A 23,778-nucleotide genomic window follows, 5' to 3' on the forward strand; every position below is an offset into this window, starting at 1 on the left:
GACAGCTGCGGTTATACACAGCAAAACAAATAACCCCGCATACTTGAACCGTTTCCGCGTTGGATTGCGGTAAGGGTTGATGTCTATATACGGCAAAGCGTGCTCCATTTTTGGATGTTCCTGAGAGTTCCCTGAATTAAGTATCGGCCATGTTGACACAGATGTAAGACCAGCACGGGCTGCCACCTTCGAAACCGCGCAAATCAGCGCTCGGGAGCACCAGTGACGAAACAAAACTCGATGCGAGAACTGCCGGGTATGATGAGCAGGACCGCACGAAATATGCTGCTCTGGGGGCATGACTTCCGGCAGTTCCATCAACCGACTCAGGGGGATCCGGTTTGGACCTACGTGACTACTTGCGAATCTTGCGCAGGCATTGGGTTTTGATAGCGGCCGCCGCTCTCGCAGGCTTGCTTGTTGGCGGAGGCGCTTCTGTGCTGACGCCCCCCACATACACGGCCGAGACTCAGCTGTTTGTTGCCATCCAAGGTTCCGGAACAATCCAAGAGCTTCAGCAGGGCAACACCTTCAGCCAGGCACGCGTTCAGTCCTATGTAAAGACCGTGGACTCGCCAGTAGTACTTCAACCTGTTATCGACAGCCTCGGGTTGTCCAGCACGGCGGAAGAACTAGCCAAGCAAGTGACGGCCACGACAGACGCCAACACGGTTCTCATTAATGTGGCGGTCACTGACCACTCCCCGGTTCAGGCGGCTGCGATCGCAGGTGCCGTCGCGAAGAGCCTAGTGACTGCCGTTGATTCCTTGGAAAAGCCTAAGACCGGCGGAGCTTCCCCGGTCAGCTTGTCAGTTATCAAACCCGCAATCGCACCGGCCAATCCCTCATCGCCCAATACGCGCCTCAATTTGCTTCTGGGTCTACTGGTTGGACTGGCTCTGGGGGTCGGGGCTGCCGTGCTGAGGACCACCCTCGATAATCGAATCCGCGGTGAGGCAGACTTGCGGCATGTAACGGACGCTCCGCTCTTAGGCGGAATTGCGTTCGACCTAGACGCCGAAAAGAAGCCACTTCTGACACAGACCGCCCAAAGGAGTCCCCGGGCCGAATCGTTTCGGCAGCTTCGGACAAATCTTCAGTTCGCAAACGTATCCCAGCACGCTAAGACTGTCCTAGTCACGTCATCCGTACCTGGCGAGGGAAAGAGCACCACATCAACGAATCTAGCTATTGCACTCGCTCAAGCAGGGCAGACAGTGTGCCTGCTCGACGCCGACCTGCGTCGGCCCGCAGTAAATGACTACTTGGGTCTGGACAGAGGTGCAGGCCTCACCACCGCTTTGGTGGGACTAGCCGATGTAAATGATCTCCTTCAGCCTTGGGGTGAAGACAATCTGTTCGTGCTTACGTCCGGCCAGATTCCGCCGAATCCGAGCGAACTCCTTGGCTCCGAAGAGATGAAGGACCTTATTGCGCGCCTTGAACGCGCGTTTGATGCCGTCATCATCGATGCACCACCGCTCCTTCCAGTTACAGATGCAGCGGTTCTGTCCCAACATGTCGGCGGAGTAGTAGTGGTCGTCGGATCTCAAAAACTCACTCGGCAGGACCTCCAGAGGTCGCTTGCTGCCCTTGACATGGTGGGCTCGAAAGTACTCGGTATCGTTCTTAACCGACTTCCGGTCAAGGGCCCGGACGCCTACGCCTACAGCTACTACGCACACGACGAGACGCCCAAGGCTAAGTCCAAGGAGGGAAAGGCGCGACCTCCAGCACCAAACGCGTCCAGACGGCCCGATCCCTTATTCGATCAGGGTCAAGAGGCAACTCCTCCAGAGGCTCGCCCGGCACGTAGTTTTCCGATGTCCCGCAGATAAAACCCGCTCAGTGCTCTGACTGTACTCGGAGTACTTGCCGTTGAGGTCGGTCTTAATCTCGCGTTTGTAAAGGGTTATCACCAATGCGTTCTCAAGCCTTTCAACTCCCCGCGCAGGAACTTGCAGGGGTCCCTCTGGTTCAAGCCTCCCTACGTGATGCCACCGAGGAACTCTGTCGTCTAGCAAAGGTCCAAGGCCGGCCGCGTGGATTCAGCTTCCATTTGGTCAACGCGTACACCGTTGCTCTTGCGCATCGAGATGATCGATATGCGAAGCTGTTAGCTACCTCAACGGCCAACTTTCCCGACGGCAAGCCGCTGACCTGGTGGAAACCTCGAAGCGGAAAGCGACTTCAACAAGTTCGCGGACCACGGCTCTTCGAAGAAGTCATGAACGTCGGTCGAGAATCAGACGTCAGGCATTTCTTGCTCGGCGCGACTGAGGAAACACTCTCCCAGCTGGAGGCCAGCCTTCAAGCTAGGCACCCCGGGGTCAACATCGTCGGAAGCTTCAGTCCCCCCTTTCGAACGATGACCCAGGACGAGATCCGCCATCAGGACAAAGCAATAGCAGATTCATCGGCGGAAATTGTCTGGGTGGGCCTGGGAACTCCTAAACAGGATTGGGAAGTTGAGAGGATTGCGTCGGAATTACCAGTCCTGGCCGTTGCGGTCGGTGCTGCCTTCGACTTCTCTGCCGGAACCAAACGTAGAGCCCCTGAGTGGATTTCGAAATTGGGATTCGAATGGTTGTTCAGGCTTTTATCAGAACCTCGTCGGCTGTGGAGGCGGTATCTCATCGGAAACCTCGTGTTCCTTTGGGCGGTTGCCAGGCACCGTTCAAGAACCGATGACTCCCCTGAAGGAGTCCGCGTTGATTAGGGCGTTATCTCGGTTCGTCCTACGGAAACTGGCAGTCCGAAAAAATGTCGTGGTCGGTGACAACTTCCATGTCGGCGTTGGAACGATTATTTGGGCGCCGCAACGCCTATCGATAGGCAACGACGTCTATGTCGGCAAGAACGCCACCATACAGGTCGACGGGATGATCGGCGACGGGGTTCTTGTCGCCAACGCTGTTGGCATCATAGGAAGAACAGACCACGAAACTCGAACCGTTGGAGTGCCAATTCGCCGTGCCGAATGGGTAGGCGACAACCCAAAAGCCCTAAGCAAACAAACGTTAGTCGGCTCTGATGTCTGGATTGGCTATGGCGCGGTCATCCTGTCCGGGGTGACGATCGGCGACAGCGCCATCATCGCGGCCGGGTCTGTCGTCACACGTGATGTCGCGCCGAACACGGTCGTTGCAGGTTCACCCGCTACTTTCAGAAAATATCGGTTTAGCGAACCGGATTTCATGACTCATTGGGCGGAACTGAACCGACGCGGCATCCATCGTTTACTGGAAGAAGGCTGACATGCGCGTTGCGATCATCCACCCCTGGTTCCCTCAGTATCGCAAGCCATTTTTCGATAAGCTGCTTGAATTGGCGTCGGAGCAAGGCATCCGGATCGATATTTTCCACGGGAACCCGCCGCCGGAGTGGCAGGAACGTGGCGACTCTGTTAGTGAGCCTTACGCAACGCGAATGAATACCAAATTCTTCAACATACGCGGTAGAAGTCTTGTCTACAAGTCACCGGTTTCGATTTGGCAAAAAGGCCCATACGACGTGGTCGTATTGGAACAGGCTGTCAGGAACCTCGAGACCTACCAGCTTCTGTTACGCCGCCAAGGAGCTCACGTGGCCTTCTGGGGCCATGGAAAGACGTACACAAAAAGCACTGGACGAGCCCAGGAATGGTTCAAACAGTTCCTGACTAGAAGAGGCGAATGGTTCTTCTCCTACACCAAAGGGGGAGAAGCTGCGGTCAGGGCCGCTGGTTTCCCCGCCAACAGAATCACAATTGTTCAGAACTCCGTAGATTCAACCGAACTACGGAACCTGATCTCTAAAATCACTGATGTATCGAAACAAACTTTCGCAGACAAGCACGACCTTCGAGGTAAGACTGGGATCTTCATCGGCGGGCTTGACGACTCCAAGCGTCTCGAATTTCTACTTGAAGCCGCACAGCAGGTCCACTCAAGCGATCCGGAATTCCGACTAATTATTGCAGGCAACGGTTCAAGGCGAGACTTGGTGCAAAGTGCCGCAGATAGCAACCCATGGATTGCGTACTTGGGTTCTCTGTTCGGCGAAGAAAAAGCCCTCGCCCTGGCATCCGCGGAAGTGCTTCTCATGCCAGGCAGAGTCGGCCTCGTGGCAGTGGACAGCTTCGCCAGCACTACCCCGATAGTAACCACAGATTGGCCGCTGCACGCCCCAGAATTCGAATATCTCCAGCCGGGTCACAATGCCGTCGTGACTAGGGATGACATGAAGGAATACTCTACTTCGATTGTAGAGTTGCTGAATGATACTGAAGCTTTGGACGGGCTAAAGAGGGGCACCGAGGAATCTGCCGAAGTGTACTCAGTTCACAACATGGCTTCCAACTTTCTGCAGGGCTTGACGTCCCTGCGAAAACAAGTCCACGTGAAGTAGTCAGCTCTCCATTAGCCGGCTGCTCCGATTTTCCGGGAAAGATACCCTCGGATTTCGAGTACATACCCAGCAGCGGTCGCCAAATGCGCGTTGGCCCGTACAGCATCTGAGGGGCTTCGATGTATAGCTGCGCGAACTCGCAACAATAGTGCACGTGCCACCAAACCTACGAAGGAGACGGCCAAGCTCGCAGACCCCGAATGGCCGTCCAGGACCAATCTAGCCCAGACGCGACCAGCGGCTTTTCGCCTGTCCATTACCCAGCGAATTTCAAGACGGTCGGCGGTGACTGCTTCCCACGCCCATGCGCCCAGGACGTGAACGATCTTATAGCCCTCCGCAGTCAAGGCCGATGTCACCGCAGTGTCCTCACCCGGACCGTTCAGGAAGGGCCGGGGAACCTTGCATACCGAGTTTTGGAGGGCAGATGGAGAAATAAGGATATTTCCAAAACCGGCGTGACGCCGTACTGCCCCGTCAGCATACTCTGGCCTGGACCACGCCCAAGCTCCTTCGGCCCAATTAGGATATTCATCAGGAAGACGTGGACGCACCGGGCCAACGAAAACATCACCTTGCCAAAGGTCTGGCGCCGCCAGAAATTCTTGAAGCCATGCAGGGCCGGGCATCTGATCATCGTCGAAAAAGATGAGCCATTCGCCCTCAGTCACCGACGAAAATGCGAGATTCCTCGCATGGCCTACGCCAGGGTTAGGTTCATGACAATAAGTGAATAGATCTTTATCGACAGCGCTTCTACGGAGGTCTAGACAGGAGCTTGCCGAGCCTTCTGGATCATTGTCAATAACAAGAATTCTAACGACAAATCCAGGCGAAAGTTCTTTGACCTGTCGGTATATCTCATCGAGCAACCTTGGAAGTAAGCCCTCGCGCTTATATGTGCAAATGGCTATAACTGCGGCCCGTCGCACACCTTCCGGAAATCGCGAACGGATCACATTGACGCCCAGGTGTCCGGGACCAGCCGAGATGAGTCCAGTGTGGGCTCCGCAAACCACGCGGATGGCGCTATCACGTCGCCACCGGACATCGACACCAGAAATGCGGCCCACCAACTAAATGAGCTATTGGCGGTAATCAGAGCGGCAGACGTGGACATGCGTACGAAATCCTCCGAATCGCGCGTATGGGCAATTCGAATATTCGCCCCTAGTGGCAAAACGTTCTCTGTCGCCCAGCGTCTATCATCAGAGTAGACGACGAAATTTGTGTATCCATTTTGTTCCATACGCTTTATCGCGCGTTTATAGTAGCTTAACGGTAGGGCTCCCATCACTGCCGCCGCTTTCGGATCTGAGACGTAGTCACCTCGCCTCACATGGATTGCACAAGTTTCACCCGGCGGCTCATCGGCTCGTCCAACCCACTGCTCGATATCTCGGAAAACACTGTCTTTTGCTTCAAAAAAATAGTCCATTGATTGCCAGTATCCCCAATGCAAGTTAACCAACCGCGGCGAAGCATCGATTCTTCTAGGCGGCAACTCCTGCTCTTCAATCCGCACAAATCCATTCTTGCGAAGGAATGACATCGAATCAGATGCCCCTACTTTGCGCCAAAAGAAACTCGGCAGCGAAACGAGCTTCGAGTTCGGAATCAGGCCGCGCAATGCGAATCCTCGTCCAAGCTGGTTTCCTCGATCGTAAAGGACAAGATGACCTTCGCGATTCAACCTCTGCCCGTACGCCCAAGCAAAAAGCTGATTTCCAAATCCACCACGCAAAGCCACGACGCTTACAGGGCGAAGGAAAGACATTAGGCCACTTCTCTCAAGTTCGACTGTAATTTCTTATAGACAACCATATAAATACCGATTAGCCCTGCTGAGAAGATAGCGCCCGGACTGACGACCCCCAAGATCGCATAACTTAAGAGCGGTAGACCCGAAACTATAATTGAGATGCAAACACTCAATATCACTGCAGGTTTTTCGACAATGATACTGGATCTCTTCAGAGCAAGAAGTGTCGCGGCGAGCGTGACTACGCTCGCCGAGACCAATCCGGCGACAATCGCGAAGACACCCACCGTCGAGGCGAACACAAGTGCCACGGCTGCTTGGACGCTAACCGTTAGCAGGCCTACGACCAGCCAGGTTCTTCTTTGGCCAAGGGGCAAGAAGCACGAACCCGCTATCCACGCCAACGCACGAAGAGGTTCGCCAGCAAACGCGAACACGATCAGTGCAGTTGACGAATGAACCAGGGTCGGTACAAAAAGGATGCTGACTGCGAAGGGCGAGAGTGCAATTACAAGCGAGATAATCAATCCAAAGAACGGGAGGATCCTCTTCGCGATCTCTGTGATCCTTTCGCCTATCAAGCCTCTATTGTCGATACTTGCAAGTTCCACAAGGGACGATGTAGCAACGGCTCCGAGGATCAAACTCATCGAGGTCGTCACGAGGAGAGCAACGGGCTGATACGGCGCGAGCTCGATCAACCCACGAAAATGGACGACAGTCGATCTTGAAGCCAACTCCGCGCCGGCAGCAAGCGCCCCCAGAACCAGGCTGGCTGATGCGAGGACAATGACCTCCTTGCGCCGGATTTTGTCCAGGCGTGGAAAGGCCAAGAACCCACGCCGCGCCGTCCGGCAGATGAAAACAATCACAAGAAGCTGAACTCCGGGACCGCAAACCAGACTTAGAGCGGCTAGGGAACTATCCCCTGTGGCCATCAGTGCGGCAACTACAGCTCCGCCAACGAGAGCTGCGGTTAGAGCCGAAGCAACCAGTCTGCTAGTTTCTCGGCCTGCCTGAGCGGCAGCCAGGACTATCTGACCTGCCACAGCAAGCGGAATGCCAGCTGCTGCAAAAATAGATTCCAATCCATACGCACTGCTGCCGAGGACAATCTGTGAAACCCCGGCATTGAGCGCTGTAATAACCACGACGAGCCCGAGCGAGAATGCAGCAGGCACCCACAGCAACCAACTCTGGGCCTGATCACGGGCCTTTCCGCTCAAGTCATTTCGTGCGAGAATCACTCTCGTCGCGGTAGCAAGTCCCGCGCCTCCGAGGGTGATCAGAAGCGTCTGCATTTGAGATAGCTGGCCAAACAGAGCTATGCCGTGGGCGCCCATTGTCATTCCGGCGACTTTGGTTCGAATGAGGCCTGGGACCATGAACCCAATGGACGCCATCGTCAGAAGGACGCTCGAAGTGAAAACCTTTCGTCCTGCCGAAGTTACGTCAATAGAGCTAACCATGGTGGTCGTCACCGATTACAATCCGGCGAAGAGCGAGATCGCGCGCGTACCTCAGTCTCTGGCGAACATATTGCTTTGAGCCGTCGATCATCCATGAACCGCGTATTTGATTACCGCCAGTGTGCCGTTCTTCTACTCGACTGCGCCAATAATTAGCATGCATGACATAGGCCGCAGAATCGAGCCGTGCTCGCTCGTACACCACGCTCTGAGTTCTTGAATTAGTAAACTTCAAATCGGAGTGTGTTTGCCTTAATCGCAACATAAGGTCCAGATCTTCCGCAACCGGGAAGGTTTGATCATACCCCCCGACCGATTTCAAAAGTTCGGTTGGAAGCAGCATAGAAGGATGGGCAACTGGTGTTCTGAACGTTGAGAGCAGAGCCTCCGTATCGGCGAAATTATCAGGCCAACGAGCTCCGGAATAAACGCCTTTGCGTTTGTCCTTCCATACAAGTTGGGTTCCTACGACTGACTTCCCATCTAGAGCAAGCGGAATCGTTTCCTGAAGTCGATGCGGAAGGGAGTAGTCATCAGCATCTTGGATTGCAACAAAGTCAGTTGTAATCGCTTCGAGCCCACGGTTTCGAGAGCCAGATCGACCGAGGCGCCGTTCATTTCTAATTACTTCCACGCCATCTAGCGAAGAAGCGACATAAAGCGTTCGATCTGCCGACGCATCATCAACAACAACCACATGGACAACGCCATCGTAATCCTGGCTCAGAGCGGATTCCGCTGCTCGCCTAATCGTTGTCTCAGCGTTTCTTGCTGCTATTAAAAAAGAGACTGAGGGCGTCAACATAGATTCAAAGACCACCTTATGGATTACGGATCAATAGACACTGATCATTTGAATTCGAGTGACTTTCGCGCCCGTAGCTTGCAACTGGATACGAGATCTTGCGTCAATCGTCCTAAATCCGACCCTGTCGCGGTCCACGCTGTGATGGTGCCAGACCTAGGCAAATTTCCCCCAAAGTTTCCTAAACTGCCGACTATAACGCTGGAGACTGGTAGACGTGCTCGTCCCTATCGCACAGCGTGAACAAATCGGCTGTAGCTATAGACCCACACAGCTCATTGCTTCGTGCACGTCGGATACGAGCTGAAGACACCCCCAAGACGCCGATCTCCATTCCCTGAACCGCTGGCCGCAGTGATGACTGACTTCGTAAGTGTGACACACACGGGATACCGTTACGACCGGCTTTTGGTGCCGGGGGTCCTCCCTTATGATGAACTCGCATCTACAGGTCTAGTGCCTGCGCATTCGTTGCTGGTGTTGCTCACGGCTACATCACTTCTCTTACTGGGGGCCCTCTTGACTAAACGCGCATTCATCACCGGCATCACAGGGCAAGACGGGTCCTACTTGGCTGAGCTACTTCTCAGTAAAGGCTACGAGGTCCATGGACTCATTCGCCGAGCATCGACATTCAACACCGCGCGTATCGATCACCTTTACGTCGACCCTCATGATCCGAAGGCAAAGCTCTTCCTCCACTACGGTGATCTCAGCGATGGAGCCAGGCTCGTCACGTTGTTGGCGGATATCAAACCGGACGAGGTCTACAACCTCGCGGCGCAGTCTCACGTCAGAGTGTCTTTCGACGAGCCCGAACACACTGGAGACACGACTGGAGTCGGATCCATCCGACTACTTGAAGCGGTCAGGATGTCTGGGATTGACACCAAGTTCTATCAGGCGTCTTCTTCTGAGATGTTCGGCGCTACACCCCCGCCACAGAATGAGGAGACTCCGTTCTACCCCCGTTCTCCCTATGGCGCAGCCAAGGTCTACAGCTACTGGGTGACAAAAAACTACCGTGAAGCATATGGGATGTTTGCGGTCAACGGAATCCTGTTCAACCACGAGTCACCCCGACGCGGTGAGACTTTCGTGACACGGAAGATCACCAGGGCGGTGGCCGCGATCAAGGCCGGTCAGCAAGACTTGCTCTACATGGGGAACCTCGACGCGGTCCGCGACTGGGGCTATGCCGCTGAGTATGTAGAGGGCATGTGGCGAATGCTCCAAGTTGACGAACCGGACGATTACGTCTTGGCTACCGGCGGCGACTACACCGTCCGAGACTTCCTGCAGATCTCCTTTGAGCACGCTGGCCTCAATTGGGAGGACCACGTTCGCTTTGACGAGCGTTACCTCCGTCCGACAGAAGTAGACGCGCTCGTGGGCGATGCATCGAAAGCACAGGAGAAACTCGGTTGGAAGGCAACCGTCCATACCCCTGAGCTCGCTCGAATTATGGTGGATGCTGATATTGAAGCTTTGAAGCACGCCGGAAATCAATGGATTGATGGCGTAGACCTCGATAGTTGGAAGAACTGATGTCACAGACTGCCGCATTCAAGCCCGGCGACCTAGACCGCGACTCGACTTTCTATGTTGCTGGACACCGCGGGCTTGTGGGCTCCGCCATCTGGCGCAGGCTGGAGAACGAGGGCTTTATGGACCTTGTCGGTAAGGCTTCCAACGAACTGGATCTAAAAAACCGCGAGGCTGTTTTCAACTTCTTCGCCCAAACCAAGCCACGCTATGTGGTCTTGGCGGCCGCAAAAGTGGGCGGGATCCTCGCGAATAGCACATACCCCGTGGACTTCCTGAGCGACAATTTGCGAATCCAGGTGAATGTTCTTGATGCGGCGCGCGAGCATGGGGTCGAACGGCTACTCTTCCTTGGGTCATCCTGCATCTATCCGAAGTTCGCTGAGCAACCTATCCGCGAAGATTCACTGCTCACAGGCCACCTTGAACCGACCAATGACGCCTATGCGATCGCGAAAATCGCAGGCATCATGCAGGTGCAGGCAGTCCGCCGGCAGTATGGGCTCCCGTGGATATCTGCCATGCCCACTAACCTTTATGGAGCGGGCGACAACTTCTCGCCGGAAGGCTCTCACGTCCTGCCAGCACTGATTCGCCGCTACGACGAAGCTGCCAGGTCCGGCACTCCAGTGGTCACCAACTGGGGCACCGGGTCGCCCCGCCGAGAATTCCTCCACGTAGACGACATGGCCGCGGCTTGCCTTCACCTGCTCGAGAACTACGACGGGCCGGAACAGGTCAACGTCGGAACCGGGATGGACGTAACTATCAAGGAACTCGCCGAGATTGTGGCAAAATCCGTTGGCTTCTCCGGTGCCATCGAATGGGACACTTCCAAGCCCGACGGCACGCCACGAAAGCTACTAGACGTTTCCAAGCTGTCCGACGCCGGATGGTCTGCTTCCATTGGTTTGGAAGAAGGAATCACGGCGACGGTGGACTGGTACAGATCAAATTTGACCGAAATCCGTAACTGAGAAGTCTGAGCGGCACTCAAGTTTGAATGGGGGATCCTTTGAGTCAGGAGGCAAATTGGAGGGTACGCACATCGCGTACTCTCCGAATAGTCGACGCCTTTGTCATTATCTGGGCGGTGGCAGGTGCGTACGGCATCCGGTTTGGCCTTGACTCGGGTTTCACCGTCTCCGGACGAGATTCCAGCTACGTCTGGCTCTCAATAGTCCTGGCCATTACTTGGTGGCTCATGCTTGGGGCGTGGAGCACGAGGCAAAGCAGAATCCTCGGTTCCGGACCTGACGAGTACAAGCGTGTAGCGGCGGCGTCCCTTTGGCTGTTCGGTTTTGTTGCAATCTTCTCTTATGTCTTTCGTGTGGATACGGCTCGCGGGTATGTAGGAATCGCCTTACCGGCTGGCCTTGTCGGGCTGCTTTTGGCTCGATGGCTCCTCCGTCAGCATCTGAGCGTCCACCGACAGCTGGGCCGACGGATGTCGCGGCTTATGCTGCTTGGCGGTTCCAGTGGGATCGTCCACCTAGCAGAGACCCTGGTGCGCGAGAAGCATGCGGGCTACGTGCCGGTTGCCGCCTACACGCCCGGCGACGCATCCCCCTCCCCGGAATTGATGGACCTCGGACTGCCCGTTCTAGGGTATGAACCTGAGACGCATTCAATTCTTGACTCCCTAGAGCGATGCCACGCCGATGCCGTGGCCATATCGGCAGGCGTGCAGCTCCACCCAAGGATCCTTCGCCAGCTCGGATGGGAATTGGCTAACCGAAACGTGGGGCTCATCATGGCCCCGGCCCTCACCGATATTGCCGGTCCCCGTATCCATACGCAGCAAGTTGCTGGCTTGCCCCTTATTCATGTCACGACGCCCTCCCTTGAGGCCGGTCAACGGGTCGCGAAACGGCTTTTCGACATCGTGGTTTCCGCTGGCCTTACCGTCCTCTTTTCCCCGTTACTTGCAGCCCTCGTTCTGTTGGTGAGGTTCGACAGTCCTGGCCCTATCCTCTTTCGACAGGAACGCGTGGGGTTTGAAGGCACCCCTTTCAAAATGCTCAAATTCCGCTCGATGGTGTCGGATGCCGAGTCACGGCTCGCTGAGCTAGCTGACCGGAATGAAGGCAATGGGCTTCTGTTCAAAGTCAAAAACGATCCACGCATCACACGCGTTGGAGGATTCCTCCGCAGATACAGCCTCGATGAGCTTCCGCAGTTGTTTAACGTTTTGGCCGGGTCAATGAGCTTGGTGGGCCCCAGACCTCCTCTACCGAGTGAAGTGGAGGCCTACGAACGAGATGTGCGACGTCGGCTTCTAGTCAAACCAGGGGTTACAGGGCTTTGGCAGGTCAGTGGAAGATCCAATCTTTCCTGGCAAGACTCCGTCCGCTTGGATCTCTACTACGTGGAAAACTGGTCATTGGCCGGGGACCTCATCATCTTGCTCCGCACCGCCCGGGCCGTCCTCGGCGGCCATGGCGCCTACTAACCAATTTTTGACGCAGGAACGACCCTCTGGGGGAAGGCAACACAATGCGCATATCAGTCATCGGCTGCGGTTATCTCGGGGCTGTGCACGCTGCCTGCATGGCCCAGCTTGGCCACGAGGTAGTTGGCATCGACGTTGACAAGCAGAAGATCAGCACCCTCTCCGCGGCCCGAGCCCCGTTCTTCGAACCCGGGTTGGATGAACTCCTTCGAGATGTGCAGGACACTGGACGGCTGTCCTTCACCACGGACGTATCCGCGGCCGATGGCAGCTCTGTCCACTTCATCTGCGTGGGAACACCCCAGAAGAAAGGCGAAAACGGCGCAGACCTCCGCCATGTTGATGCCGCTGTGGCGGCGCTGCTGCCCTACGTTCGGCCAGGCGACATTGTGGTCGGAAAGTCAACAGTCCCGGTAGGGACTGCTTCCCGTCTGGCAGACGTCCTGCTCGAAAACGAACCCGGAGCACATCTCGTGTGGAATCCCGAATTCCTGCGCGAAGGTCATGCCGTCCAAGACACGCTTTCGCCGGACCGTTTGGTGTACGGCGTGCCAGATGGCTCGGAAGATCACTCCGCCGTCTCGGTGTTGGACGAGGTGTACGGCGCTTCCCTCTCCGGGGGAACACGTCGATTAGTCACCGACCACCCCACCGCGGAACTTGTCAAAGCCGCAGCCAACTCCTTCCTCGCGACCAAAATCTCTTTTATCAATGCGATGGCCGAGGTCTGCGAAGCAGCGGGGGCTGACGTCACGCGGCTGGCCGATGCAATCGGACTCGATGACAGGATCGGGCGGAAGTTCCTCAACGCCGGGATCGGTTTTGGTGGAGGCTGCCTCCCGAAAGACATCCGGGCTTTCATGGCAAGGGCCGGGGAACTTGGCGCCGATCAGGCGTTGACCTTCCTGCGGGAAGTGGATTCCATCAACATGCGCCGCCGAACGCGCGTCGTTGAGCTCACCCGCGAACTTTGCGGTGGAAGCCTCCTGGGCCAACGCATCACAGTGCTCGGTGCTGCCTTCAAACCGGAAAGCGACGACGTCCGGGACTCGCCGGCGCTCAGCATCGCTGCACAACTCCAACTCCAAGGAGCCGTAGTGACAGTCACAGATCCGAAAGCGCTTGAGAACGCAGCGAAGCGATTCCCTGAGCTGCAGTACGAACCCGATCTGGATACGGCGATGGCAGGAGCCGATACTCTGCTTTTGCTCACCGAATGGCAACAGTACAAAGCCCTTGACCCCTTCGAGGTGAGTAGTGGCGTCTCCGCACTCAGGATCCTCGACGGACGGAACGTACTCGACGCTGCCAAATGGCGTGCGGCAGGTTGGCACTACCGCGGACTCGGAAGGCCATAGGCATGACGGAAATTCAACGATCCGAGAAGGATCAAGGCGAAGCAAAAGCCCGAGGCGTTCGTAAAACCGCGCTCGCTGGCAAGGACCGCCCTCGACTTTGGACCATAGGAATCTGCGTCGCTGCCCTTTTTGTGATCGGTGGAATTACCACGCTGTGGTTAGGGGCGAAGGCGGCCACGATCAAGTCAGAACTCGAGGCCTCGACGCAGCTGATACCCGAACTCAAGGAAAGCGTCCTCCAGAACCGTCCGGCGGACGCGTCCTCGATAGCCGACCAGCTACAGCACCATACCTCTACGGCCCGGGAAGCCGCATCCGACCCTCTTTGGTCCTTAGCTTCTGCACTTCCCTGGCTCGGCGCGAACTTCTCCGCGGCCACCGAGATTGCACGTTCCGCGGACGACGTCGCAACCCAAGGCGTTGCTCCTTTGGTGAAGGTTTACGACTCCGTGAATTGGGACAAACTCGTGCCCAGCGCAAGCGGAACAAACTTGGAGCCGCTCCGCAAGGCAGCTCCAGCTGTGACCTCCGCTGCACACGCTGTACGTGCTTCGTCTGAGCGATTGAATGCTATAGACAATGGCAGCTTGATTCCCCAAATCGCCGCACCGCTAAAACAGGCACAGGAACAACTTAGCTCAGTCGTCGACGAGCTAGACTCAGCCGCCGATGCGGCAAGCCTGGCCCCAGTGATGCTTGGCGCCGATCAGACGAGGCACTATCTACTCCTCGTACAGAACAACGCAGAGGCTCGCGCCACTGGCGGGATTCCCGGCGCCTTGGCAGTGCTCACCGCGGACAAAGGGAAACTCAGCCTTACCGCGGAGAGCAGCGCCACGGCCCTTGGCCGATTTGATCCGCCCGTGCCTGTGGACGAGGAACAACAGCGCATCTACAGCACCCGTATGGGAATGTTCATGCAAGACGTGAACTTCACCCCGGACTTCCCCACTGCAGCAACCACAGCCTTGAAAATGTGGGAACAGAAGAAGGGCGAGCATCTGGACGGCGCTATTTCGATTGACCCGGTGGCACTCGGATACATTCTGGACGCCACAGGACCCATCTCTCTTCACGATCCGCAGCTCGCGGCGCTTACTGCGGGGAAACTGCCGAACCAGCTTTCGGGCAAGAACGTTGTGAAGACACTGCTTTCGGACGTCTACGCGCAGATCGAGGACCCGAAGGTCCAGGATGTCTACTTTGCAGCCGTAGCGAAGGAAATCTTTGGAGCCCTCTCATCGGGCAAGGGAGAGGCTAAGAGCCTACTTGCCGGCGTCGGTAAGGGCGTGGATGAGCACCGGGTTCTACTTTGGTCCTCGGACGCCAACGAACAGTCAGTTCTTGGCAAGTATCCTTTCAGCGGTTCTATTTCCGGCCCGAGTGTTCCGGCGGCTCAGTTCGGTGCGTACTTCAATGACGGCACGGGTGCCAAAATGGACTACTACGTGAAGAGCACCGTGCAGTTGTTCACGCAATGCCCTGTAGCCGGCTATGGAACGGTCAAAATGCGAATCACGAGTACGAACACCGCGCCCACGGATGCGGCCACCTCCTTACCCTCCTATGTGACCGGCGCCGGAGCCTATGGCGTTCCGGCCGGCACGGCCCAAACCAACTTAATTGCCTACGGACCGGCCCAATCCCAGATTGAAACCGCCACACAAGACGGGAACAATGTCCCCTTCGGCGCGGGGCAGCATGACAACCGGCCAGTCGGCACGCTCTCAGTTCGCCTGGCTCCGGGACAAAGCAGCGTTGTCGAATTCACCTTCGGAAAAATCGTGCAGCAAGGCCAGCCCGAAGTCGTTGTTACACCAAGCGTCGAATCCATGGACAAAGTAATACTCCAGACTCAATCGGAGAGCTGCGGCGCCGTTAAATAAACGAGGCGTTAAGCCTTTGTAACGTCCTTGGATTTACTTTGCGTAAGTACCCTTAGGGTGGTAGCTTCGGTGTGGGGTAGGTCTCAGATTTCAGTTCACGTGTTCGTGGTGGATGGAATCGCATCACCACAATGAATTACGTATCAGGTCTCAAGCATGTACCAGGTCTCAGGGGGACAAATTGAAGAAAGCTCTTTCAGTGCTCGCGCTCGCGGGCACAATTGCACTTGCCGCTTCCGCACCAGCAATGGCCGTTGACTACCCGGCACCGGCCCCGGGCACCGTTTCCAGCGCCACCGTAACTGTGGGCGGAACTGTCGTATTCTCCGGCACCGGCTTCACACCCGGTGAAACCATCACCATCACCATCACCTTTACCCCTGCTCCCCAAGGCGCAGCAGCGCCCGGCACAAGCAGCGGGATCGCCATGGGAGTGCCCGGCGCGCTGCCGCTGGCACCCACCACTACCCAGACAACCGCCGTGGCCAACAGCTCCGGCGGTTTCTCCACCGACGTAACGTTGACCGCACCGGGCACCTACCAGCTGACCGCGGAGGGCGCGATCTCGCACCACACCGTGACCGCAACCGTTGTTGCCGCCGGGGTCAGCACCGCGGGCCTGGCAAACACCGGTGGTACCGGTCTGGCAAACACCGGTGGTACCGGTCTGGCTAACACCGGCGTCGACTCCAGCCTGATTCTGTGGGGCGTAGTTGGTGCAGGCGCACTCGTGGCCGGCACGGCCTCCGTCGTGGTGGCCCGCCGCCGCGCAAAGAACGAAGCCGTAACCGCGGCCTAAACGCAAAACAGAAGGAGGGGTTGTTTCCGGGCTACGGAAACAACCCCTCCTTGTTTGCGCATACGGTACTTTATGACCATGGGGAGACATTGGCGACGCCGAAAGAGGCTGAGCTTCGCCGAGGGGTTGCCGGGGATTCCACGAATTCCAGCGATTCCGAACCAAGCCTGGCCGATCATTTTCCTGATCCTCCTGGCCGCGGTTTCGTTCGGCGTGGCCGCTTTCGCCCTGATGCGGCACACGTGATTCGACTCTCGTGTAACTTGAAAACACAGGTGTCACGCGCGCCTGCCAGCTAGTGAAAGAGCTCCACCTTTGGAATCGCCCCAACCCGTCAGGATCCTGACCGTTTGCACCGGCAACATCTGCCGCTCCCCCGTAGCCGAACGTCTGCTTCAGGCAGGCCTGGACCAGGTCCTCCCCGGCGGCTTCGAAGTCCGCAGCGCCGGCACCAGGGCCATGGCGGGCAGCCCCGTCCAACCGCTGTCAGCGGACATCATCCGCACGTACGGAGGCACACCCGACGGCTTTGTTGCGCGCCAGCTCACCTCGAAAATCCTTCGGGAAGCGGACCTGGTACTCACCATGGCTTCAAACCATCGCGGAGAAGTCCTACAAATGGACGCCTCACTGCTCAAGCGGACGTTCACCATCCGTGAATTCGCGCGCATGGTGACGGCCCTTGAGGACCGCGGCGACGCGCCGCCGTCGGGCTCTGACTACAGCCAACTATGGCGGGACCTCCCCGCACGAGCAGCGTCCGTGCGCCACCTCGTCCTGGCCGCAAAACCCACGGACAACGACGTCGCGGACCCCTACAAACAGGGCGCCGAAGCATACCTGCGGATGGAAGACGAGTTGGCCCCGGCCATCCTCAGGATTCTTCGCTACGCCCGGCTAAGCATGCAGCCGTCCTAACCCAGGAATTCCTTCATCCAGGTTTTGAGGTCTTCACCGAATTCCGCCCGCTCGGAAGCCAACGTGATGACGGCCTTCAAATAGCTGAGCTTGTCACCGGTATCGTAGCGACGTCCGCGGAAGACGACCCCGTAAACGCCCGTGCCTTCGCCTTCGCCTTTTGCGAGGGTCTGCAGGGCGTCGGTCAATTGGATCTCACCGCCGCGTCCAGGGGCCGTCTCTTCGAGGACATCGAAAACGGCGGGGTGCAGGACATAACGCCCAATGATAGCCAAATTTGACGGCGCTTCTTCGACAGAAGGCTTCTCGACAAGGCTGTTGACCCGGACATAGTCCTCGCCCGCAATGGGGGTGATATCGGCGCAGCCGTACGCGCTAATCTGTGAATCGTCCACCTCGATAAGGGCGATCACAGAGCCACCGGTCTTTCGCTGGACGTCGATCATCGTGGACAGGAGCTGATCCCGCCCGTCAATGAGATCGTCGCCGAGGAGTACGGCAAACGGCTCGTCGCCCACATGCCGCCGCGCACACAAGACAGCGTGGCCCAAGCCCTTCGGCTCGCCCTGCCGCACATAGTGGATGGGCCCAAGCTCAGAGGCATGCCGCACCGCGTCGAGGCGGGTGTCGTCGCCCTTGAGCCCCAGCGCAGTTTCGAGGTCGGGCGAGCGGTCGAAATGGTCTTCGAGCGCGCGCTTGCTGCGGCCGGTGATCATCAGCACGTCGCTCAGGCCGGCGCCCACGGCCTCCTCAACCACATATTGGATGGCCGGTTGATCCACTACCGGCAACATCTCCTTCGGCATCGCCTTCGTGGCAGGCAAGAAGCGCGTGCCCAATCCGGCGGCCGGAATAACTGCTTTACGAATCGGTTCCCCCTGAGTCATAGGCAAATCCTACGAATGGATTTTAAAAAGCGCGAATATAAGGCAAGATTTCGATGCCCCGAAGCGCGCTAACTCACAGTGAGCCGTCTGCGCACCACTCAATTTGCTCGGGTTTGGCACTCAATTAGTCAGATTTGGCACTCAATTCTGCGGATTCCAGACCCGAAGGTGTAACCGGCTGGTTAGGATCAGCGCAGGTGTAGCCTGCCTCCTTCCGAGCATTCACATCCGAAAGGAGGTCGCGTGGCCAACAAGATTCCGAAGGCCTGGATGAGCGGCTCGTTCTTCGTCTGGGCGGTCCTGTTCGCCGCATGGCAGCCTTTTGTCTGGTGGCGAGGAGTTGCATCAGTGATCGCATTGGGCCTCGGATGCTGGGGTCTTTACCTGCGGTGGCACAGTAGGCGGAAGAATTCGAGCACCGAGCCTCCTCCACGCTGAGAGGAATCCTGCGACTTCCCACGTTTCAGGGCAACGAACGCGCCTTGCGCACCGGGTGCTCGCTCAGGATGGACAGGCGGTTGAACGCGTTGATGCCGATACACGCCATGCACAGCACGCTGATCTGCTCCTCCGTGTAGACCTGCCGCGCTCGGGCGAACAGCTCGGCCGTGGGGCGGGCGCTGCTCATGCGCGTGATCTGCTCGGCAAGCTCAATCGCCACCTGCTCGGTCTTGTCGAAGAGGTCCGTCTCACGGTGCACGGACACCAAGGCAAGCCGTTGCTCCGTCTCTCCGTAGCCGATGGCGCGGCGGTGATGCAGGTCCAAACAGAAAGCACAGCCATTGATCTGCGAAGCCCGGTAATTCACCAACTCCAGGGTGATGCGTGGAATCCCGGTCCTGTCGGCCTCCGCAGTGACCTGCTCCGCGTAACCGGTAAGGGCCTGATAAAGTCCGGGCTGTTGCTTGTCCAGATAGCCAGCCAGCCTGGGTGTGTTTTCGTTCATCCGCAGAGCCTAGCGGAGAGAGCCACCTAACTCCTGAAGAGTGCCCGTTATTTGACGCACGGGATGGCGCCTCCTTGGAGTGCCCCGGTGGAATCCGCGTAGACGTTGCTTGCGGGTGCTGACGGAGCAGCTGGCGCCGGGGCTGCAGCCCCTGCGGCGGGCGCGGCTTGCTCTCCGGCGGGCGCAGGCGAGGCAGCCGCCGTCGTGGTTGCCGTCGTCGTCGGCGTTGGAGGAGCCGGCGGGACTGGGGTGAGAAGTTCTTTGACCGTCGCCTGCACTTGGGCAATATCCACAGTGTTAATGGACGCGCCGTCCGGGGACCAGCCGAAGCCGGTGATCGGCAGGGTGGAGAAGGCTATGTTTCCTCCGGTCAGGGAGCTCGCCTGCTGGGCCAGCTGGATCAGGTTCAACTCCGAATCCACCACGATGTTCTTGCTCACCGCGTCCAGGACCCCCTGCATTTTCCCGATATCGGTGAAGGTCCCGGCGTCCTTGAGCTGATGGGAGACCGAAGCAATGAAGGCCTGCTGGCGGCGTTCGCGGTCCAGGTCCGAGAAAAGGTACGTCGGATCGGACGTGTCCCGGCGCTGCCGGACGAAAGCCATGGCCTGTTTGGCATCGATCTGCTGCATGCCCGCTTTGAAGTCGGCTCCGGAGAAAGTGTCCTGGGTGGCGCGGTTGATACACACGGTAATTGGAGCAATAGCCTGGGCCGTTTGGTAGAACGCGGCCATGGTCACTTCGATGAAGTGGTCGATGTGCACGCTGCCCAGGAACTTGGTCACGGTAGCGATTTCGGCCTTGCGTCCGGCGTCGCGGGCGGCTTGGTAGGTCGCATCGTCGTCGGGCTGTCCTGCGTTGATCAACGAGGTCTTCTCCGCCGCGAAACCGTAGCCATATGCCTCTTTGATCTTGGCTTTGAACGGGCCACTTCCCGGGATGCCGTCAACCTGGACGTAGTCATCGCGGGGAATTGAGATGCCCGCGGCTTTGGAGCCGTCCGCCGGGATGTGGATGAGCATCAGGACGTTGGAGTTGTAGCCGCCGATATTCTCATCCCCCGCGTGCAAGGCGTCATACATCTCCGGGGGAAGAGGCTTACCCTTCTCGTCAACCCTTGTGTCCAGTCCCATGACGAGGATGTTGGTGTCCTGGCTCAGCTTCGGCACCGCGGCGGCCTGCGTTTTCAGATCCTTCAGGACATCCGAGCGGTGGACGTTGTTGTTAACCGCGACCGCCGTCGCGCCCACATAGGTGACAGCGGTGGCGACCGCCAAAGCCACGGCGGCTGCGACCGCCGTGGCAGAGATCAGGATGACGGACTTGCGCCGGGACTTACGACGCATGTGCCGAGGGCCGCAGGATGCTGACGCCCTGGCTGCCTCCCTGGCCGACGATCCGGCCGACTCGCTGGCCGACTCGCTGGCGGGTGATCCGGCGGGTGATCCGCCGAGGAGACGGTGGTGCCCGTCATTCATGAAGTTCTCCTGTCCCCGCCCATGCTGGCCTGGTGGCTGGATGCGCGGCGCGCCAGATCGTATGGAGATTGTAGTCGCCTATCCCCGTAATAAACCTCATGACGCGGAAACCACGGTCAGACCCAGAATCCCGGAGGCTAGGACAATTAATCAACTGCCCGCCGCGATTCGCTCCATTTTTGGCTGTAGCTTGGGTTGCTAAAGGAAGGTGACATGGGAACGAAATCATCTGAGACCACCATGCTCGACAGGACATTTCGTGTCAGCCTCGTCCTGAAGGGCCTGGACGGTGTCCTGGAGCTGATCGGCGGCATACTCCTTTTGGTGGTGACGCCCAAAGAAATCGGCGACCTGATCCGGTTCCTCACCCAGCACGAACTCGCCCAGGATCCTCACGACGTCGTGGCGAATAGCCTTCTGCACGTGGCCTCGAATCTCTCGGTATCGTCGTCGCTGTTCGGCGCCATCTACCTGCTGCTGCACGGCCTGGTCAAAATCGTCCTGGTCTGGGCCGTCCTGAAGGACAAGCTCTGGGCGTACCCATGGATGATCGCGTTCCTGCTGGTCTTCATCGTTTACCAGGCGTATCGGATCCTCGTGGCGTTCTCCTGGGGCATGGTTCTCCTGACCGCCTTCGATATTTTCATCGTCTGGATCACCGGGCGCGAATACCGCATCCGGCGAGCGCGAAATCAGCAGCCCTCCCCCACGACCCGCTCGGCAGAATCACGGTCAGACTGAGGCGCAGGCTCACGGCCGCAACGCACTTCGCTGGCCCGCATGCCGGCGAACTATTTTGGGTGGGGTGCGGTCCCCGGCCTAAAAATGTCAGTGGTCCCTGAAATGCTTTGGTTATGTCCGGAATTCGGGGAACAGTTCGGGGAACACAGCTGATCGGATCAGGCGCGCCTTCGGGCGTTGCGGGTCCGGAGGCCATCCCGGGTGCCGCTGTCCCGGGCCTTCGTGTTGAGGATCTGATCGGCGTCGTGAGCTCGCTCCGGCCGGACGGCGCGTCTGAATCGACCGACAGTGCCGAACTGATCAACCAGTTGCGTGCCCTGGAGGATCTGAAGTCCGCAATCGCCGGGGCGCAGGCCCGCATTGCTGTCGCGTTTGACGCCTCCCGGCGCAACACCGAGAAAGAAATCGGCGTGCCGGCCGGGGAGCAAGGACGCGGCGTGGGAGCGCAGATCGCGTTGGCCCGGCGGGAGTCCCCCGCCCGCGGCTCCCGGCTCCTCGGACTCGCCAAAGCGCTCGTCACCGAAATGCCGCACACCCTTACCGCCCTCGACAACGGCCGGTTCAACGAATGGCGCGCGACGCTGCTGGTGAAAGAAACGGCCTGCCTGTCCGCCGAAGACCGGTGCGCCGTGGATGAAGAGCTCGCCGCGGACACCGGAACCTTTGACGGCGCCGGAGACAAGACCATCACCGCCGCGGCACGGGCGGCCGCGTACCGGCGGGACCCGCGCCAGGTCGCGGAGCGGGCGGCCCGTGCGGCGACGGAGCGGTGCGTGAGCCTGCGCCCGGCACCGGACACCATGACCTACCTGACCGCCCTGCTTCCCGTCGCCCAGGGGGTGGCGGTGCACGCGGCCCTGTCCCGGCACGCCGACACCCTCCGCGCCACCACCGGGGACTCCCGGTCCCGGGGCCAGGTCATGGCCGATGCCCTGGTCGAACGCATCACCGGCACCCCGGGAGGAATCAGCGGGGTCGAGGTCCAACTCGTCATGACCGACCGCACCCTGTTGGAGGCCGACAGCGAGCCGGCCCGGCTTGCCGGGTACGGGATCGTCCCCGCAGGCTGGGCCAGGGAACTCCTCAACGAACGGCCCGACAGTTGCAATGAACCCAACCAACTTGGCCAGGCCCAGGCCTTCAAGGTCTGGCTCCGGCGCCTCTTCACCGCCCCCGGAACCGGGGAACTCCTCGCCGCGGACTCAAGGGCGCGGTTCTTCCCGCCCGGGATGCGGCGTTTCATCCAGGCCCGCGACGATACCTGCCGCACCCCGTACTGCGACGCGCCCATCAGGCATTACGACCACATCGTCCCTTGGCACCGCAACGGACCCACCGGCCTGGACAACGGGGCAGGCCTGTGCGAAGCCTGCAACCACACCAAAGAACTCCCCGGCTGGACAGCGCAAACCGGGTCAACAACGCGCCACAGGACACGGCATGTCCTCGAAATCCGCACCCCCACCGCACACACCTACCGCTCCACGGCACCGCCCCTGCCAGGAACTGAGCGGCAAGGAACCCACCAGCCAGAAACTCAAGCTGCGACGGCCAGACGCCACCGACGCAGGCTGCGGCACCAAGCCAAGGCCCTCAAATACGCCCATCTCACGGAACTCAATGCGGCTTGAATCGTGTCCTGCCCGCGGGACGCTTACGGCCGCGAGGCACTGCGCCGATTCGCCCGCAGGGCCTGGAAGATCTCGAGCAGCAAGCGGACCGCGTGGTATCCCACCACCACCGCGATGATCGCCGCGACCAGAGGATCAAGCCAGTAAAGGCCCTTGGCCACGTAGATAACGGCACCGGACACGGCGACTCCGGCCGCAGCCGCGGCATCGCCGGCGGTATCAAGAAGGACGGCACGCATGTTCAGATCACCGTCCCCGTCCCCGTCGCCGTCGCCACCGAGGATAAGGGCACCCACGAACATCACGACGGCGGCAATCCCGCTGACAATGAGCACCGGCAGCCCGTGAACCTCGCTCGAACCGCTGAGGAGGCGTCCAGCCGCGCCCACCAGGATCGCGATGCCCAACACGAACAACCAGCCCGCATTCACCCCTGCAGCCCACGTAGTGGCCATCGGATAGCCCTGTGGACGCTGAGGAGTCGGCGGCAGCTTGGACATCCGGACAGCCAGCAAGGACACCCCTATCGCGGCAGCATCGGCCAAGTAGTCAGCGCCCTCAGCGAGGACGCCCAAAGAGTGCGCCGAGATACCCACAACAACCAACCCGGCCACCAGGACCAAGTTCAAAATCAGGACGACACTCAACCGACGAACACGAGTCACGCTTTCAGGGTAACCATCCCGGACGAAAGGCAAGCTCGGAGCGCTAG

At 58.6% G+C, this 23,778-nt stretch carries 22 protein-coding genes; 14 read left to right on the forward strand and 8 right to left on the reverse strand.

What is annotated here, in order from left to right; genetic code table 11:
• Positions 1-341 precede the first annotated feature (341 nt).
• From J2S96_RS16590 to J2S96_RS16605, 4 genes are all read left to right on the forward strand, one after another.
• Positions 342-1,838, forward strand: coding sequence for a polysaccharide biosynthesis tyrosine autokinase (locus tag J2S96_RS16590; RefSeq protein WP_306865839.1), 1,497 nt, complete (start codon positions 342-344; stop codon positions 1,836-1,838).
• 83 nt (positions 1,839-1,921) lie between these two features.
• Positions 1,922-2,719 (forward strand): WecB/TagA/CpsF family glycosyltransferase, encoded by a 798-nt coding sequence (locus J2S96_RS16595; RefSeq protein ID WP_306865841.1) that lies wholly within the window; start codon positions 1,922-1,924, stop codon positions 2,717-2,719.
• Positions 2,720-2,768: 49 nt separating this feature from the next.
• On the forward strand, positions 2,769-3,257 hold the full coding sequence (locus J2S96_RS16600) for an acyltransferase (RefSeq protein ID WP_306865844.1): 489 nt from the start codon (positions 2,769-2,771) through the stop codon (positions 3,255-3,257).
• 1 nt (position 3,258) lies between these two features.
• Entirely contained in the window at positions 3,259-4,389 is a 1,131-nt protein-coding gene (locus J2S96_RS16605) for a glycosyltransferase family 4 protein (protein ID WP_306865846.1), read from the forward strand.
• Positions 4,390-4,400: 11 nt separating this feature from the next.
• Here J2S96_RS16605 and J2S96_RS20255 read toward each other — a convergent pair whose 3' ends face one another.
• From J2S96_RS20255 to J2S96_RS16620, 4 genes are all read right to left on the reverse strand, one after another.
• Positions 4,401-5,462, reverse strand: coding sequence for a glycosyltransferase family 2 protein (locus tag J2S96_RS20255; RefSeq protein WP_370873145.1), 1,062 nt, complete (start codon positions 5,460-5,462; stop codon positions 4,401-4,403).
• Positions 5,345-6,166, reverse strand: coding sequence for an alpha-1,2-fucosyltransferase (locus tag J2S96_RS16610; protein WP_306865848.1), 822 nt, complete (start codon positions 6,164-6,166; stop codon positions 5,345-5,347). The genes J2S96_RS20255 and J2S96_RS16610 overlap by 118 nt, the downstream gene beginning before the upstream one ends.
• The gene (locus tag J2S96_RS16615) at positions 6,166-7,500 is read right to left on the reverse strand and encodes a hypothetical protein (RefSeq protein ID WP_306865850.1); all 1,335 of its coding nucleotides are present in this window, start codon (positions 7,498-7,500) and stop codon (positions 6,166-6,168) included. Before J2S96_RS16615 ends, J2S96_RS16610 begins: the two co-directional genes overlap by 1 nt.
• Before the next feature lie 112 nt (positions 7,501-7,612).
• Complete coding sequence (locus J2S96_RS16620; protein ID WP_306865852.1) at positions 7,613-8,425, reverse strand: glycosyltransferase; 813 nt, start codon at positions 8,423-8,425, stop codon at positions 7,613-7,615.
• A gap of 519 nt (positions 8,426-8,944) precedes the next feature.
• Between J2S96_RS16620 and gmd the strand changes: the two genes are divergently transcribed.
• From gmd to J2S96_RS16655, 7 genes are all read left to right on the forward strand, one after another.
• Positions 8,945-9,973 carry a GDP-mannose 4,6-dehydratase gene (gene gmd, locus J2S96_RS16625; RefSeq protein ID WP_306865945.1) on the forward strand — a complete coding sequence of 343 codons (1,029 nt, stop codon included), beginning with the start codon at positions 8,945-8,947 and terminating at the stop codon, positions 9,971-9,973.
• On the forward strand, positions 9,973-10,947 hold the full coding sequence (locus tag J2S96_RS16630) for a GDP-L-fucose synthase family protein (protein ID WP_306865854.1): 975 nt from the start codon (positions 9,973-9,975) through the stop codon (positions 10,945-10,947). The genes gmd and J2S96_RS16630 overlap by 1 nt, the downstream gene beginning before the upstream one ends.
• Positions 10,948-10,985: 38 nt before the next feature.
• Positions 10,986-12,422 carry a sugar transferase gene (locus J2S96_RS16635; RefSeq protein WP_370873146.1) on the forward strand — a complete coding sequence of 479 codons (1,437 nt, stop codon included), beginning with the start codon at positions 10,986-10,988 and terminating at the stop codon, positions 12,420-12,422.
• Positions 12,423-12,466: 44 nt separating this feature from the next.
• A complete protein-coding gene (locus J2S96_RS16640) occupies positions 12,467-13,780 on the forward strand; it encodes a UDP-glucose dehydrogenase family protein (protein ID WP_306865858.1) in 1,314 nt (437 codons plus the stop codon).
• A 2-nt stretch (positions 13,781-13,782) separates the two neighbouring features.
• On the forward strand, positions 13,783-15,666 hold the full coding sequence (locus J2S96_RS16645) for a DUF4012 domain-containing protein (RefSeq protein ID WP_306865861.1): 1,884 nt from the start codon (positions 13,783-13,785) through the stop codon (positions 15,664-15,666).
• A gap of 181 nt (positions 15,667-15,847) precedes the next feature.
• On the forward strand, positions 15,848-16,465 hold the full coding sequence (locus J2S96_RS16650; RefSeq protein WP_306865863.1) for an LPXTG cell wall anchor domain-containing protein: 618 nt from the start codon (positions 15,848-15,850) through the stop codon (positions 16,463-16,465).
• Between the two features lie 315 nt (positions 16,466-16,780).
• Positions 16,781-17,383, forward strand: a complete 603-nt coding sequence (locus J2S96_RS16655) for an arsenate reductase/protein-tyrosine-phosphatase family protein (RefSeq protein ID WP_306865865.1) — start codon at positions 16,781-16,783, stop codon at positions 17,381-17,383.
• On the opposite strand, the gene galU is transcribed toward J2S96_RS16655, so the two are convergent.
• The gene (gene galU / locus J2S96_RS16660) at positions 17,380-18,270 is read right to left on the reverse strand and encodes a UTP--glucose-1-phosphate uridylyltransferase GalU (protein WP_306865867.1); all 891 of its coding nucleotides are present in this window, start codon (positions 18,268-18,270) and stop codon (positions 17,380-17,382) included. The genes J2S96_RS16655 and galU overlap by 4 nt on opposite strands.
• Before the next feature lie 243 nt (positions 18,271-18,513).
• On the opposite strand from galU, the gene J2S96_RS16665 reads away from it, so the two are divergent.
• The gene (locus J2S96_RS16665; protein ID WP_306865869.1) at positions 18,514-18,708 is read left to right on the forward strand and encodes a hypothetical protein; all 195 of its coding nucleotides are present in this window, start codon (positions 18,514-18,516) and stop codon (positions 18,706-18,708) included.
• A gap of 25 nt (positions 18,709-18,733) precedes the next feature.
• Here the strand turns inward: J2S96_RS16665 and J2S96_RS16670 are convergent, their stop codons facing one another.
• Together J2S96_RS16670 and J2S96_RS16675 are read right to left on the reverse strand one after the other, a co-directional pair.
• On the reverse strand, positions 18,734-19,216 hold the full coding sequence (locus tag J2S96_RS16670; protein ID WP_306865871.1) for a carboxymuconolactone decarboxylase family protein: 483 nt from the start codon (positions 19,214-19,216) through the stop codon (positions 18,734-18,736).
• A gap of 47 nt (positions 19,217-19,263) precedes the next feature.
• Positions 19,264-20,694 (reverse strand): LCP family protein, encoded by a 1,431-nt coding sequence (locus J2S96_RS16675; protein ID WP_306865873.1) that lies wholly within the window; start codon positions 20,692-20,694, stop codon positions 19,264-19,266.
• Between the two features lie 213 nt (positions 20,695-20,907).
• Here J2S96_RS16675 and J2S96_RS16680 point away from each other — a divergent pair, with 213 nt between their 5' ends.
• Together J2S96_RS16680 and J2S96_RS16685 are read left to right on the forward strand one after the other, a co-directional pair.
• The gene (locus J2S96_RS16680) at positions 20,908-21,435 is read left to right on the forward strand and encodes a DUF2127 domain-containing protein (RefSeq protein ID WP_306865876.1); all 528 of its coding nucleotides are present in this window, start codon (positions 20,908-20,910) and stop codon (positions 21,433-21,435) included.
• A 113-nt stretch (positions 21,436-21,548) separates the two neighbouring features.
• Positions 21,549-23,066, forward strand: coding sequence for an HNH endonuclease (locus tag J2S96_RS16685; RefSeq protein ID WP_306865878.1), 1,518 nt, complete (start codon positions 21,549-21,551; stop codon positions 23,064-23,066).
• A gap of 23 nt (positions 23,067-23,089) precedes the next feature.
• On the opposite strand, the gene J2S96_RS16690 is transcribed toward J2S96_RS16685, so the two are convergent.
• Entirely contained in the window at positions 23,090-23,731 is a 642-nt protein-coding gene (locus tag J2S96_RS16690) for a cation diffusion facilitator family transporter (protein WP_306865879.1), read from the reverse strand.
• Between the last annotated feature and the right edge of the window lie 47 nt (positions 23,732-23,778).

This window comes from Arthrobacter bambusae (assembly GCF_030812595.1).
In the GTDB taxonomy this organism is placed as follows: domain Bacteria; phylum Actinomycetota; class Actinomycetes; order Actinomycetales; family Micrococcaceae; genus Arthrobacter; species Arthrobacter bambusae_B.